This is a genomic window from Rhodoplanes sp. (assembly GCF_013377085.1).
Lineage (GTDB): Bacteria > Pseudomonadota > Alphaproteobacteria > Rhizobiales > Xanthobacteraceae > Rhodoplanes.
Map to the genome: position 1 here is coordinate 62482 of NZ_JACAAX010000011.1, position 13887 is coordinate 76368.

The 13887-nt window shown below is 69.1% G+C and carries 11 protein-coding genes; 4 read left to right on the forward strand and 7 right to left on the reverse strand.

The features are described from left to right. Positions 1 to 84 precede the first annotated feature (84 nt). The gene (locus tag HXX10_RS10395) at positions 85 to 2676 is read left to right on the forward strand and encodes a hypothetical protein (protein WP_296522114.1); all 2592 of its coding nucleotides are present in this window, start codon (positions 85 to 87) and stop codon (positions 2674 to 2676) included. A gap of 40 nt (positions 2677 to 2716) precedes the next feature. Here HXX10_RS10395 and HXX10_RS10400 read toward each other — a convergent pair whose 3' ends face one another. Then, complete coding sequence (locus HXX10_RS10400) at positions 2717 to 3739, reverse strand: J domain-containing protein (protein ID WP_296522115.1); 1023 nt, start codon at positions 3737 to 3739, stop codon at positions 2717 to 2719. Positions 3740 to 3854: 115 nt separating this feature from the next. Beyond that, a complete protein-coding gene (locus HXX10_RS10405; protein ID WP_296522116.1) occupies positions 3855 to 4262 on the reverse strand; it encodes an RT0821/Lpp0805 family surface protein in 408 nt (135 codons plus the stop codon). Positions 4263 to 4436: 174 nt separating this feature from the next. Here HXX10_RS10405 and pdxH point away from each other — a divergent pair, with 174 nt between their 5' ends. Together pdxH and HXX10_RS10415 are read left to right on the forward strand one after the other, a co-directional pair. Beyond that, on the forward strand, positions 4437 to 5078 hold the full coding sequence (gene pdxH, locus HXX10_RS10410; RefSeq protein ID WP_296522117.1) for a pyridoxamine 5'-phosphate oxidase: 642 nt from the start codon (positions 4437 to 4439) through the stop codon (positions 5076 to 5078). A 62-nt stretch (positions 5079 to 5140) separates the two neighbouring features. Beyond that, positions 5141 to 5890, forward strand: a complete 750-nt coding sequence (locus HXX10_RS10415) for an SDR family NAD(P)-dependent oxidoreductase (RefSeq protein ID WP_296522118.1) — start codon at positions 5141 to 5143, stop codon at positions 5888 to 5890. A 187-nt stretch (positions 5891 to 6077) separates the two neighbouring features. Here the strand turns inward: HXX10_RS10415 and HXX10_RS10420 are convergent, their stop codons facing one another. The 4 genes from HXX10_RS10420 to HXX10_RS10435 form a co-directional block, all read right to left on the reverse strand. After that, positions 6078 to 7577 (reverse strand): CoA-acylating methylmalonate-semialdehyde dehydrogenase, encoded by a 1500-nt coding sequence (locus tag HXX10_RS10420; protein WP_296522119.1) that lies wholly within the window; start codon positions 7575 to 7577, stop codon positions 6078 to 6080. Positions 7578 to 7793: 216 nt separating this feature from the next. Continuing rightward, entirely contained in the window at positions 7794 to 9653 is a 1860-nt protein-coding gene (locus tag HXX10_RS10425) for a phosphoenolpyruvate carboxykinase (GTP) (RefSeq protein ID WP_296522120.1), read from the reverse strand. 139 nt (positions 9654 to 9792) lie between these two features. After that, positions 9793 to 10767, reverse strand: coding sequence for a magnesium transporter CorA family protein (locus tag HXX10_RS10430; protein ID WP_296522121.1), 975 nt, complete (start codon positions 10765 to 10767; stop codon positions 9793 to 9795). A 164-nt stretch (positions 10768 to 10931) separates the two neighbouring features. Continuing rightward, positions 10932 to 11123: a hypothetical protein gene (locus tag HXX10_RS10435; RefSeq protein ID WP_296522122.1), complete on the reverse strand. Its 192-nt coding sequence runs from the start codon at positions 11121 to 11123 to the stop codon at positions 10932 to 10934. A gap of 407 nt (positions 11124 to 11530) precedes the next feature. On the opposite strand from HXX10_RS10435, the gene HXX10_RS10440 reads away from it, so the two are divergent. Then, positions 11531 to 12199 (forward strand): L,D-transpeptidase, encoded by a 669-nt coding sequence (locus HXX10_RS10440; protein WP_367141956.1) that lies wholly within the window; start codon positions 11531 to 11533, stop codon positions 12197 to 12199. 244 nt (positions 12200 to 12443) lie between these two features. Here HXX10_RS10440 and HXX10_RS10445 read toward each other — a convergent pair whose 3' ends face one another. Continuing rightward, complete coding sequence (locus HXX10_RS10445) at positions 12444 to 13817, reverse strand: aminotransferase (protein ID WP_296522124.1); 1374 nt, start codon at positions 13815 to 13817, stop codon at positions 12444 to 12446. Between the last annotated feature and the right edge of the window lie 70 nt (positions 13818 to 13887).

The following is a 13887-nucleotide window of genomic DNA, read 5'->3' on the forward strand; positions in this document are numbered from 1 at the left end:
GCCGAAGTCATGCGGGCCGAAGACACGGGGGCCGAAGACACGGGGGCCGACGCGACGCACCGAACCGGGCAGGCAAGCGCGCCGGTGGGCGAGCCAGCCGCGATGGTCGCGCCGGCGGTGGTCCATGCGGGCGTCGAGGCGACGGCAGTGCCGGCCTGGGACGACGCCCCCGTCACGCCGGCCCGCACCGGCCTGGCGGTCTCGTTCGACGTCTTCGACACCGTGCTGATGCGCCGCTGCACCACGCCGGACGGCGTCTTCGAGCTGGCCTGCCGGCATGCCGGCGCCGATGTCGGCCGCCCCGGCCTGGTCGAGAGCTTCGTGCAGCACCGCAAGCTCGCCGAGACGACGGCGCGGCGCCGCGTTTTTCGCGCCAACTCCGAACCCGCCCGCAGCGGCCGCGTCGACCGTGTCGCCTCGGCCGAAGTGACCATCGAGGCCATCTACCAGGAGTTTCCCCGCCGGCTGTTCGGCCTCGAGGCGCTCGCGCCCGCCGATCTGGCCGAGATCGAGTTCCGCGCCGAGCTCGATCTCTGCGTCGCCGACCCGGAGGTGGCATTCCTGTACGACGAGGCGCGCGACGAGGGCTTTCGCACCGGCTTCGTCTCCGACACCTATTGGGGCGCCGAGCGGCTCGCAAAACTGCTGCGCCACTGCCGGCCCGGCCTCGCCTGGGACTTCCTCTATGCCTCGTGCGACCACGGCACCGCCAAGGCCGACCGCCTGTTCGAGCATGTGCTCGAGGCCGAAAACCTCGATCCGGCGGCGCTGACCCATATGGGCGACAACCCGGCCGCCGATGTCGCCGCCCCGCGAAAGCTCGGCATCGGGGCGCGGCCCTATGCCCAGGCGACGCCCTGGCTCGCCGGCGTCCTCCAGCGCGAGGAGACGATCTTCGCGCTGGCGACCCACGGCGCGCCGATGGGCCGGCGGCTCGACGGCGGCGCCCGCACGCTGCGCCGACGGGCCGCCCGCACCACCCCGGTGACGACGCCCGCCGCCGCGCTCGGCCTTGCGGTGCTGGGCCCGGTGCTCGCGGCCTTCGACCGCTTCGTCGAGGCGCAGGTCCGGCAGATCGAAGCCGAGGGCCGCCGCGTCGCGGTGGCGTTCCTGGCCCGGGACGGCGCCCTGTCGCGCGACGTCTGGACGAGGCTGCACCCGGACCGGCCGGCCGCCTGGCTGGAGATCAACCGCCGCACCGCGGCGCTGGCGGCCGCCGACGGCGAGGCCGGCTTCGCACCGCTGCTCGACCCGATCGACGCCATCGACCGCCCGACCGCGGTCGACATGCTGGGGCTCGACGCGCCGGCGTTGCGGCGTTTCTTCGCGACCAGTGGCGGCGTCGCCACCGGCCCGGCGCTCGCCGCCGCGCTGCCCCGCCTGTTCGGCCGCAAGGCCATCGCGGATCTGGCCGGCGGCATGCGCGACGGCCTCATCGCCCATCTGCGCCGGGAGATCGGCGGCTTCGACGGTCTCGACGACCTGGTGCTGGTCGATCTCGGCTACAGCGGCTCGGTGCAGAAGGGGCTGCGACGCGCCCTCGACCTCGCCCTGCAGGCCGGCGCCGGCCCGGCCGGCCCGCGGCTGCACGGCGTCTATCTGGTCGGCAGGGACGCGGCGCTCGACGACCTCGGCCCCGACACGGCCTCGAGCTTCATCTCCGATCTGGTCGTCTCGCCCCATGTCAAGGAGGCGCTGCTCGGCAACATCGCCGTGCTGGAGCAGCTCTGCGCCGCATCGACCGGCAGCGTACGGGCCTACCGGGACGGCCTGCCGCTGCGCGAGGCGGAGCGACGCGACGCCGCCCATGTGGCGCTCGCCCGCGAGGCCCAGGCCGGCGCGCTGCGCTTCGTCGAAAAGCTCGCCGAGGAGATCCTAGACGGGCGCCCCGATCCGTTCGCCGAGCTCGACACCGCCGCGGCCTGGACGGCGGCGCTGCTGGCCCGGCTGCTGTTTCTGCCGACCGACGACGAGGTGCTGCTGCTCGGCGGCCTCGCCCACGACGTCAATCTCGGCTCGCGCAACACCGTGGCGCTGGCCGATCCGCAAGCCGCCGCCGACGCCGTGCTGGCCCGCGCCCTGCCCGACGCCTGCGCCATGGCGGCGCCGCCGATGTGGCCGGCCGGCAGCCTGGCGGCGCTGTCGCCGCTGCACGGCTTCGCCTATGCGCTGTTCGGTGCCGGCGCGCTGCCGGGCGACGTGTTCGGCGACGTGCCGTGCGGCCGCATCGACGTGACGCTGGTCGGCCCGCGCAAGGCGGTCCCGCTCACGGTGACGTGCCTGCGCACCCCGGCCGGCGATCTGCGCCTGCGGGTGCCGCTCATCGCCGACCGCCGCATCGAGGCCGTCGCCGTGCCGGTCGGACAGCTCGCCGCCCGCGCGCTTTTACGCGGCGTGACGATGCAGCAGGGCGAGACCGGCCGAGAGGCGCTGCACAAGGCGCCGATCACCACGCTCGGGCGGGACCGCCTGCAGGCGGTCGGCGGCACGCTCGCCGACGAGGTGATGCGCAGCGGGCCGGACGGATCGCTGGTGATTCTGCTGCCCAAGACGACCGGCCGGGTCGCCGTGCTGACCCTGGTGCTGACCCCGCTCGGCGGCGCAAGGCCGCTCGCGCTGTCGCTCGCCGACCAGGCCGGCGAGGCGGCGACGACCTCCATCGTGCCGGAGGCGTGAGGAACCGCCCGCGCCCGCCGGCGAGCAGCCGGCGGCGGCCTCACGCCATGTCGCTGCGCGGATCGTAGGGCTTGGCGTCGCGCCAGTGGCGCATCAGGTCGTCGAGCTCGGTGTCGCCGTCCGGCGGCAGCACGATGCGGATGCTGGCGAGCAGGTCGCCGGCACCGCTCTTGGCGGGCAGGCCCTTGCCCTTCAGCCGAAACGTGCGGCCACTCGACGTGCCGGCCGGGATCGCCAGCTCGACCGCGCCGTCGAGCGTCGGCACCCGCACCTTGCCGCCCAGCACCGCCTCGTAGAGCGTCACCGGCAGGTCGAGCCGCAGATTGGCGCCGTCGCGCTCGAACAGCGGATGCGGCGCGATGGTGATGGTGACGAGCGCATCGCCGACCGCGCCGGGACCCGGAAGCCCCTGCCCCTTCAGGCGGATCTGCTGGCCATCGGCGAGGCCGGTCGGGATCTTGACCTCGACCTCCTTGCCGGTCGGCAGGTGCACCCGGCGGGTGCCGCCCTTGGCGGCCTCGTCGAGCGAGATGGTGACGGCCGCCTCGACGTCGCGCCCGGCCGGCGCCTCGCGCATGTCCTCGGGCTCGAACGGCGCGCCGCCGAAGCCGCTCCGGCGGCCCTGGCCGGCCGCGCCCCCGAACATGTCCTTGAGAATGTCCTCGAAGCCGCGCGCGCCCGCCCCGCCGGGACCGCCGCCGCCTCGCCGCATTCCTTCCGGGCCGAACGAGAAGCTCTCGAAATGCGCGCCGCCCGGCCCACCGGCCCCCGCCCCGCCCGGAAACCCGCCCGGGAACCCGCCCGGTTGGGCGCCAGAGCCCTCGAAGCCGTGGAAGCGCGGCTTGCCCTCGGCGTCGATCTCGCCGCGGTCGAATGCCTTGCGCTTCTTCTCGTCGCCGATGATCTCGTAGGCCTGGTTGATCTCGGAGAAGCGCTTGGCGCTCTTCGGATCGTCCTTGTTGGCGTCGGGATGCAGCTTCTTGGCGAGCTTGCGGAATGCGCTCTTGATCGCGCCGACATCCGCCGTCCGCGGCACCCCGAGCACTTCATAGGGGTTGCGCATCGTTCGAAAACTCCAAAATTCCGGTGGGGCGGCGCGCGCCCGGTCGCGGTAAATGTGGGGGGAATCGTCGCTTTCCGCAACGCGGGGGACGCAGTTTGCGGCACGCTCGATGCGTTCAGGCCCGCTTCCACGGCTTGAGCCGCCTCACCTCCCAGCGCCCCGGCGCGATCCGGCAGGCGCCGCCCTCCAGCCAGGTCTCGTGGCCGTCGCGCACATGGCTCGCCAGGAAGTCGCGGCAGGTGCGGCCGTCGTCCTTGTAGGCGGCCGTGAGCGGCGTGACGGTGCCGCGCGCTCCGGTGGCGGGATTCTCCCAGGAGGCGCTCGCCGTGGTGCCGCTGTTGCCGAGCGCTTCGGCGATGGCCGTCCGGGCGACGGCGAGATCAGCCTCGCCCGGCAGGGGGTTCGCCTCGCCCTGGTGGGTCTCGGTCGCGTCCCTGCGGGCCGGCGTCGCGAGCGCGATGCCGCGCCGGCCGAGCGAGCCGGTGGTCGCCGCCTTTCCACCATCCTCGTCGTGGCCGAGCATCGACCCCAATTGATAGGAGCAACCGCCGCCCAAAAGCGCCGCCGCCGCCACGAGCCCGAGCCGGAAGGCTCCCCCGGCACGACGGCGCCATAGGCGTCCGGCCCGGTCGGGCCTATAACCCACGGGCCCGTTCCGGCGGGTCGGCTGCTTGTCTGTCAAGAGGTGCTCCGAGACATGTCCGAGACACGTTCGATTGAACACACGGGTGGGTTAACGTCTGGTGATTTCACCACGGCCGACGAGCCGTTCGTGCTGTTTGCCCAATGGTTCGAGGACGCCCGCCGCAGCGAGCCGGCCGACCCCAACGCCATGGCGATCGCCACCGCCGACGCCGGCGGCATGCCCAATGTCCGAATGGTGCTGCTGAAGGGCTACGACGAGCGCGGCTTCGTGTTCTACACGCACCAGACCAGTCAGAAGGGCCAGGAGATGGCCGCCAACCCGGCGGCCGCGCTGGTGTTCCACTGGAAGTCGCTGCAGCGTCAGATCCGGATGCGCGGCCCTGTCTCGGTGGTGTCGGACGAGGAGGCCGACGCCTATTTCGAGGGCCGGCCACGCCAGTCCAAGATCGGTGCCTGGGCGAGCAAGCAGTCGACCCCGCTGGAGAGCCGGCTGGCCTTCGAGAAGTCGGTCGCCTATTACTCGGCCAAATACGCCATCGGCACGATACCGCGGCCGCCGACCTGGATCGGCTATCGGCTCGCGCCCCTGTCGATGGAGTTCTGGCAGGACCGTCCGTTCCGCCTGCACGACCGCATCGTTTTCAAGCGCGAGCGCACAACCGCACCGTGGACCAAGTTTCGGCTCTACCCTTGAGTTTTCACCACCCCTGAGTTTTTACCGCCGACCCGATTAGTCTCCGACCGAGGGCCGATTCGATGAGCACGTCCATCAGCAACCAGCCGCGCCGCACCCTGTTGCTCACCGGCGCCAGCCGCGGCATCGGCCACGCCACCGTGAAGCGCTTCTCGGCGGCGGGCTGGCGGGTGATCACCTGCTCGCGCCACGCCTTCCCGGAGAACTGCCCGTGGGCGATGGGCCCCGAGGATCACATCCAGGTCGACCTCGCGGACCCGGCCTCGACCCGCGAGGCGATCGCCGAGGTGAAGCAGCGGCTGAACGGCGAGCTGCACGCGCTGGTCAACAATGCCGGCATCTCGCCCAAGGACGAGGAAGGCGGACGCCTGAGCACCATCAACACCACGCTCGACGTGTGGCAGGCGGTGTTCCAGGTGAACTTCTTCGCGCCCGTGATGCTGGCCCGCGGCCTGATCGACGAGCTCAAGGCGGCCAAGGGCTCGGTCGTCAACGTCACCTCGATCGCCGGCTCGCGCGTCCACCCGTTCGCCGGCTCCGCCTACTCGACCTCGAAGGCCGCCCTCGCCGCACTGACCCGCGAGATGGCGTCCGATTTCGGCCGCGTCGGCATCCGGGTCAACGCCATCGCGCCGGGCGAGATCGACACCGCGATCCTGTCGCCCGGCACCGACAAGATCGTCGCGACCATCCCGATGCAGCGCCTCGGCACGCCCGACGAGGTGTCGAAAATCATCTACGTGCTGTGCACCGAGACCTCGTCCTACGTGAACGGCGCCGAGATCCACATCAACGGCGGCCAGCACGTTTAGACAAGCATGATCCCGAAAAGTGGGGACCGGTTTTCGGGACAGATCATGCTCCAAGCAACCGCCCCCGAACCGTCGGTCGTCACCGCCGGACTTGATCCGGCGGTCCATCTCCTTGGAACAAAAGTTTTCCAGGATGGATTCGCGGGTCAAGCCCGCGAATGACGAGTCGAGAAGTCGTGCCGCCGTCTCACTTCATCGTCGGCATCACGAACTCGGCGCCGGAGCGGATGCCGGTCGGCCAGCGGGTCGTGATGGTCTTGAGGCGGGTGTAGAAGCGCACGCCCTCGGGCCCGTGCATGTGGTGATCGCCGAACAGCGACGCCTTCCAGCCGCCGAAGGAGTGGAACGCCATCGGCACCGGAATCGGCACATTGATGCCGACCATGCCGACCTGGATGCGGTGGGCGAACTCGCGCGCCGCGTCGCCGTCGCGGGTGAAGATCGCGGTGCCGTTGCCGTATTCGTGCTCGTCGATCATCCGCGCGGCGGTGTCGAAGTCGGGGGCGCGGGCGACCGCCAGGACGGGGCCGAAGATCTCCTCCTTGTAGATGCGCATGTCGGTGGTCACGCGGTCGAACAGCGAGCCACCGATGAAGAAGCCGTTCTCGTGGCCCTGCAGCTTCAGGCCGCGGCCGTCGACGACGAGCTGCGCACCCTCCTTGACGCCGAGATCGACGTAGCCGCGCACCTTGTCGAGATGCTGCTTCGTCACCAGCGGCCCCATCTCGGCCTCGGGATCGGTGCCGGGCCCGATCTTCAAGGCCCGCACCCGTGGCGCCAAGCGCGCGACCAGCGCGTCTGCCGTCCTCTCGCCGACCGGCACGGCGACCGAGATCGCCATGCAGCGCTCGCCGGCCGAGCCGTAGGCGGCGCCCATCAGGGCGTCGACGGCCTGGTCGAGATCGGCGTCCGGCATGACGATCATGTGGTTCTTGGCACCGCCCAGCGCCTGCGCCCGCTTGCCCGTCTGCGCCGCCGTCTCGTAGATGTATCTGGCGATCGGGGTGGAACCGACGAACGACACGGCCGCGACGCCAGGGTGCAGCAGCAGCGCGTCGACCGCGTCCTTGTCGCCGTGCACGACCGAGAACACCCCGTCCGGCAGACCCGCCTCCTTCAGCCAGTCGGCGATCAGCAGCGAGGCGGACGGGTCGCGCTCGGACGGCTTCAGCACGAAGCAGTTGCCGCAGGCCAGCGCCACCGGGAACATCCACATGGGCACCATGGCCGGGAAGTTGAACGGCGTGATGCCGGCGACGACGCCGAGCGGCTGGCGCAGCGAATGGCTGTCGATGTCGGTGCCGACATTCTCGGTCACCTCGCCCTTGAGGAGCTGCGGCGCACCGGTGGCGAACTCGACCACCTCCAGGCCGCGCTGCACCTCGCCCTTGGCGTCGGACAGCACCTTGCCGTGCTCGGCCGTGATGACGGCGGCGAGCGCATCGGTGCGCTCCTCCAGCAGGCGCAGGAAGCGGTTGAGAATGCGGGCGCGGCGCAGCGGCGGGGTCGCCGCCCAGGCCGGAAAGGCACGCGCCGCCGCCTGGACGGCGGCATCGACCTCGGCCTTCGAGGCGAGCGGCACGGTGCCGGTCTGCTCGCCGGTGGCGGGATTGAACACCGGCGCGATGCGACCGCTGCGGCCGGGCACGCGCACGCCGGCAACGAAATGGGGAATATTGACAGGCATGAGGATCTCTCGTGAGGCAGGAGAGCGATCCTAACGTGAACGCGGCGCGCCGCGCCAGATCGCCCGTGCCTCCCGTCGCGACCAATCCCGGCATTGGTGCGCACGACTGCGCCAGGAGCACCGGACCGGGTCGCCGCGCAGCCGTGGCCGACCCGCTGAAAACGCCGACGGCCGGGCTTTTGAGCCCGGCCGTCGCGTATCAGAGTGCGGAGACGCCTAGCTGTTGATCGTGCCGTAGTCCGGCGGCTGCCAGCGGTTCGGAGACCGATACAGGCCGCTGAGGATCAGGTCGCGCACGGCCAGAAGCTCCTTCGGCAAGCGGTCGAACAGCTTGATGAACAGCTCCTCGTGGCTGAGGATCTCCTTCATCCACTCGGCGCGGTCGACCGACATCACCTCTTCGAACTGGTCACGGGTGAAGTCGATGCCGCGCCAGTCGAGATCCTCGTAGGTCGGCGAGTAGCCGAGCGGGCCCTCGACGGCCCGGGCGTTGCCGTTGGCACGCTCGACGATCCACTTGAGGACCCGCATATTCTCGCCGTAGCCCGGCCACAGGAAATTGCCGTCCTTGTCCTTGCGGAACCAGTTGACGCAGAAGATGCGCGGCGGGATCGGGAACTTGCGGCCCATGTCGAGCCAATGGTTGAAGTAGGTCCCCATGTGGTAGCCGCAGAACGGGATCATCGCCATCGGGTCGCGGCGAACCTCGCCGATATTGCCGAAGGCGGCGGCCGTCATCTCCGAGCCCATGGTGGCGGCGGCGTAGACGCCGAAGGCCCAGCTCAACGGCTGGTAGACCAGCGGCGTCACGGTCGAGCGGCGGCCGCCGAAGATCAGGGCCGAGATCGGCACGCCCTTGGGGTTCTCGTAGTCCGGATCGATGGCCGGGTTCTGCGAGGCGTGCACCGTGAAGCGGCTGTTGGGATGCGCCGCCTTGCGGCCGGAGTCGGGCGTCCAGTCCTTGCCCTGCCAGTCGAGCGCGTGCTTGGGCGGATCGCCGTCCATGCCCTCCCACCAGACGTCGCCGTCGTCGGTCAGCGCCACGTTGGTGAAGATGGTGTTCTTCTCGATGGTCTTCATCGCATTGGGGTTGGACTTGTAGTTCGTCCCCGGCGCGACGCCGAAATAACCGGCCTCCGGATTGATCGCGTAGAGCTTGCCGTCGGGCGCCGGCTTCAGCCAGGCGATGTCGTCACCGATGGTCGAGACCTTCCAGCCCTCGATCTCCTTGGGCGGGATCAGCATGGCGAAATTGGTCTTGCCGCAGGCGCTCGGGAACGCCGCCGCCACGTAGGTCTTGCGGCCCTTCGGGTCGGTGACGCCGAGGATGAGCATGTGCTCGGCCATCCAGCCCTCGTCGCGTCCGAGCACCGAGGCGATGCGCAGCGCCAGACACTTCTTGCCGAGCAGCGCGTTGCCGCCGTAGCCGGAGCCGTAGGACCAGATCAGCCGCTCCTCCGGGAAGTGCACGATGTACTTCACGGTCGGATTGCACGGCCAGGGAATGTCCTTCTGGCCCGGCGCGAGCGGCGCGCCGACCGTGTGCAGGCAGGGCACGAAGACATCGCTGTCGCCGAGCGCGTCGTCGACCGCGCGACCCATGCGGGTCATCAGCTTCATGTTGGTGACGACGTAGGGCGAGTCGGTGATCTCGTAGCCGATATAGGCGATGTTGGAGCCGATCGGGCCCATCGAGAACGGGATCACATACATGGTGCGCCCGGCCATCGAGCCGTCGAACAGCTTGCCGAGCGTCGCCTTCATCTCCTTCGGGTCGACCCAGTTGTTGGTCGGCCCGGCATCCTCCTTCTTGAGGCTGCAGATATAGGTGCGGTCCTCGACGCGCGCGACGTCGCTCGGATCGGACAGGGCCAGGAACGAGCCCGGCCGCTTGGCCGGATTGAGCCGCTTGAAGGTGCCGTTCTTCACCAGCAGCTCGCACAGGGCGTCGTATTCCGCCTGCGAGCCGTCGCACCAGTGCACGTCGGCCGGCTTGCACAGCGCGACCATCTCGGAAACCCACGCCTTCAGGCGCGCGCTTTTCACATGGGGGGGAATCTTGGTGGTGGCCAGCATGTCCCTCGGTCCGCTCCTTGAATTTACCTCCGTCGCTATAGCAGCTTCGGATAACCGTCGCCATGCGGGGGATCGCGCATCGGCTAGGTACTTTTCCGCAGCCCCCGGGCATTACCAGGCCGCGGCGCGGCTGCCTATTTCAGAGCCACTTCTTCCACTTGAAGAGGACGTAGGGCACGATGGCGGCGGCGACCATCAGCAGCAGCGCCATCGGGTAGCCGTAGGCAAACTCCAGCTCGGGCAGGTGCTTGAAGTTCATCCCGTAGATCGAGGCGATCAGCGTGGGCGGCATCAGCACCACGGCGGCGACCGAGAAGATCTTGATGATGTTGTTCTGCTCGATGGTCACCACGCCTACCATCGCATCGAGCAGGAACGTGATCTTGTTGGCCAGATAGGTCGCGTGGTCGGACAGCGACTGGACGTCGCGTTGCATGCCCTTGAGGGTGGCGCGCTGGTCCTTGGCCCAGCGCATCCCGTCCGCCTCGTTGGCCAGATAGAGAAGCAGTCGACCGATCGACACCAGGCACTCGCGGGCCTTGGAGGTCAGGTCACCGGTGCGGCCGATGGCGCGCAGAATGTCCTGGCTCTGGATGCGTTCGCCGTCGGGACGCTCCGGCTCGAAGATGGTGCGGGAGACGCCGTCGACCTCGCTGCCGATTCGCTCGAGAATATCGGCCGAGCGGTCGATGATGGCGTCGAGCAGCTCCATCAGGACGGTCTCGCCCGTGATGCCGGCCGGGCATTGGCGGGCGAGCTTGTTGGCGACGATGCTGAACGGCCGCGGCTCGTCGTAGCGGACCGTGATCAGGCGGTGGCCGGAGAGGATGAAGGTGACGGCCGTGGTGGTCGGATTGTCGGACTCCGACCGGCACATCAACGTCGCCGTCATGTAGCGGGCGCCGTTCTCGACATAGAGCCGGCTGGTCGGCTCGATCTCCTGCATCTCCTCGCGGGTCGGAACGGCGACCCCGATGGCCCGCTCGACCATCTTGTCCTCGGGCGGCACCGGGGAGAGGAGGTCGATCCACACGGCGGCGTCCGGGATGTCGCCGTCGGGATCGACGGCGACGCCCTCGAGCGACGAGCCGGAGAGAAGCCTGACAGCGAGCATCCGGGCCTCGGCGGTTGGTGACGTCCGCCGAAGCGGGATGCTTTAATCGACTGCGAGTCGCGTCCCGCGGCAAGCCCCTTCGGAGCGCCGCCCGCTCCCGCCGCGGGCAGCCGGGGCTCCCCGCCGATCTCGGCGGTGCGGCCGCGGCGCGTCAGTCCGGGAGGTCAGCCGGCAAAGTCGTGCTGATCGCCCCAGCACTCGTCGTCCTCGGCCGTGTGGATGGCCTTGGCAGGTTCTGGCAAGTGCTGGCAATCCAGCGCCGCGGTGACGGCGGCGATACCGATGCGGGCGAAATGCTGGTCGTGGACCGCGTCGGCGACCGCCTCGGCGGTCGAAGTCTTGGCGGGGTCGGTCATCTTATCGCTCCTAGCTTGCCGCCCGGCGGCGTCAGGCCGGGCCGGGCCGCCCCGTCTTGCCGGTACACCTCGGTGGAAATGGGTGAGAAACCGACCGAGAACGGGGCCATTGCGTACCGATCGACGGGCGACCGTGAACCCTTTCATAAGCCCTGGCATGTTAAACGACGTGTAAAGGTGGCCGCATGATTTTCCATCGGTTCAGACATCCGATCAAAACATGAAGACCTCCGTCAAACTCCTGACGACTCGCCGTATTTTTGCCACCTTCGGCGGATGTGCGGCAATCCCGCAACAGGCGCGGGCGTTTGTGCCACGAAAGCGTCCCACAGCCTGGAACGCCGGCCCGGATTTGGTTACACCATGAGTCGAACATGGCATTCGCAGGAACGAAGGTGGGGCCGGCGATGATTTCGAAAGCAATCGTTGTTGTGCTGGCGGGACTGACGCTCGGCGCATGCGTGACGGGGGCGACACCCGAGCCGTCGTCCGATGCGAACCTGAAGCCGCGCGATCGCGAGTATCTGGCCAACGCGCCATACGCCAAGGCGTCGATCCCGGCCCCGTATCAGCGGCACATCGTCGACTACCACCGCATGGAAGCCCCGGGCACCATCGTGGTCGATTCCGATGCGCGTTTCCTCTACTACGTGCTGCCGAACAAGAAGGCGATCCGCTACGGCGTGACGGTCGGCGAAGAGGCTCAAGCGTGGTCGGGCGTCGCCAAGATCGGCAACATGGCCGAGTGGCCGGGCTGGACGCCCACCCAGGGCGAGCACGAGCGTCTCGGCAACCTGCCTAAATTCGTCCCCGGCGGCCCGCACAACCCGATGGGCGCGCGTGCGCTCTATCTCTATGCCAACGGCAAGGACACGCTGTTCCGCATCCACGGGACGAACCAGCCGGAATACATCGGCGCCGCGATCTCGTCCGGTTGCATTCGCCTGACCAACGAAGACGTCATCGACCTCTACGGCAGGGCCAAGACGGGCACGCCCGTGGTCGTGCTGGCGCCGGGCACCGGCGGTCAGTCGCCGATGAGCGGTGCGCGCGTCGCCGCTGTGGGGGGCGGCTGATCGCGCTTGCAAGGCGCGCCGGGCTGGGGGGCTGACGGCGCGATTTCAAAGTCCCGCGTCTTCGAGACGCGGGACTTTTTTTATGCGCGGATGACAGAAAAGCCGTCATTCCGGGGCGCGGGCGGAAAACCCGCGAGCCCGGAATTCATACGCCCTGCGCTGACTGCTCTCGAAAGAGCGGGATTATGGATCCATGGCTCGGCGCGTTGCGCCGCCCCGGGACGACGGATCAGGGAACAGCGTCTCACCCCTTCCGCACCCACTCCAGCGTCCGGGCGAGCGCGCGGTCGAAGCGGACGAACATCTCGTCGATCTCGGCCGGCGAGATGACCAAAGGCGGGCACACCGAGATGGTGTCGCTGGCGAGCGCCCGGACGATCAGGCCCTCCTCCTCGGCGAAGCGCACGCAGCACGCCGCGACGCCACGCTTGGGGTCGAAGCCCTGCTTGGTCGCCTTGTCGGCGACCAGCTCGATGCCGCCGACCAGGCCGAGCCCGCGCGTGTTGCCGACCAGCGGATGATCGGCGAGCCGTCGCAGATGGCCCTGGAACTGCGGCGTCTTGGCCGCGACCTGCTCGACGATCTTTTCGCGCGCATAGATTTCCAGCGTTTTCAGCGCCACCGCGGACGCCACCGGATGCCCCGTATAGGTGAAGCCGTGGCCGAAGGTGCCGATCTTGCGGCTTTCGACCAGCATCGCCTCGTACATCTGCTCGGGGATCGTCACGGCGGCGATCGGGATGTAGGCGGAGGACAGCGCCTTGGCGACCGAGATCGAATCGGGGCGGAAGCCGAGCGCCTGGCAGCCGAACATCTTGCCGGTCCGCCCGAAGCCGCAGATCACCTCGTCGGAGATCACATAGAGGTCGTACTTGTCGCACACCGCCTGGATCTTCGGGAAATAGCTTGCCGGCGGCACCACGACGCCGCCCGCCCCCATCACCGGCTCGGCGATGAAGGCCGCGACCGTCTCCGGCCCCTCGGCCTCGATCAGCGCCTCGAGCTCGGCCGCGAGCCGGGTCGCGAACTCGTCCTCGCTCTCGCCATCCTGCGCGCCCCGGTAGTGATGCGGACACGCCGTGCGGAGGATGCCGGGAATCGGCAGATCGAAATCGGCGTGATTCGCGGCGAGCCCGGTGAGCGAGGCGGAGGCGACCGTCACGCCGTGATAGGCCTTGTCGCGCGCCACGATCTTCTTCTTGCTCGGCCGGCCGAGCGCGTTGTTCATGTAGCGCACCAGCTTGAGCTGTGTGTCGTTGGCCTCCGACCCGGAGTTGCAGAACAGCACCTTGGAGGTCGGCACCGGCGCCAGCGCCTTGAGGGTCTCGGCGAGCTCGATCGCCGGATCGTGGCTCTTGCCGTTGAACAGATGCGCGAAGGACAGCTTGCGGAGCTGGGCCGTGGCGGCCTCGATCAGCTCCTCGTTGCCGTGGCCGAGCGACAGGCACCACAGCCCCGACATACCTTCGATATAATCCTTGCCGCTGGTGTCGTAGACGAACACGCCCTGCCCGCGCTCGAGCATCAAAGGCCCGGTGTCTCGATGGGTGGCGAGATTCGTGTAGGGGTGGAGAACGGTCTCGATGTCGCGGACGGCTTGGTTTCCGAATACGGTCATGTTTGAAACTTTCGACGTGCATGCAAAGGAGCCGGACCATAGCAAGGCTCGCGGCGGAACGCTCGCGCGT

What these genes read in the sequence shown, in the direction of transcription:
- HXX10_RS10400 (WP_296522115.1), bottom strand. Translation starts at nt 3,739, where the DNA reads ATGCGCAACCCCTATGAAGTGCTCGGGGTGCCGCGGACGGCGGATGTC.
- HXX10_RS10405 (WP_296522116.1), bottom strand. Translation starts at nt 4,262, where the DNA reads ATGCTCGGCCACGACGAGGATGGTGGAAAGGCGGCGACCACCGGCTCG.
- pdxH (WP_296522117.1), top strand. Translation starts at nt 4,437, where the DNA reads ATGTCCGAGACACGTTCGATTGAACACACGGGTGGGTTAACGTCTGGT.
- HXX10_RS10415 (WP_296522118.1), top strand. Translation starts at nt 5,141, where the DNA reads ATGAGCACGTCCATCAGCAACCAGCCGCGCCGCACCCTGTTGCTCACC.
- HXX10_RS10420 (WP_296522119.1), bottom strand. Translation starts at nt 7,577, where the DNA reads ATGCCTGTCAATATTCCCCATTTCGTTGCCGGCGTGCGCGTGCCCGGC.
- HXX10_RS10425 (WP_296522120.1), bottom strand. Translation starts at nt 9,653, where the DNA reads ATGCTGGCCACCACCAAGATTCCCCCCCATGTGAAAAGCGCGCGCCTG.
- HXX10_RS10430 (WP_296522121.1), bottom strand. Translation starts at nt 10,767, where the DNA reads ATGCTCGCTGTCAGGCTTCTCTCCGGCTCGTCGCTCGAGGGCGTCGCC.
- HXX10_RS10435 (WP_296522122.1), bottom strand. Translation starts at nt 11,123, where the DNA reads ATGACCGACCCCGCCAAGACTTCGACCGCCGAGGCGGTCGCCGACGCG.
- HXX10_RS10440 (WP_367141956.1), top strand. Translation starts at nt 11,531, where the DNA reads ATGATTTCGAAAGCAATCGTTGTTGTGCTGGCGGGACTGACGCTCGGC.
- HXX10_RS10445 (WP_296522124.1), bottom strand. Translation starts at nt 13,817, where the DNA reads ATGACCGTATTCGGAAACCAAGCCGTCCGCGACATCGAGACCGTTCTC.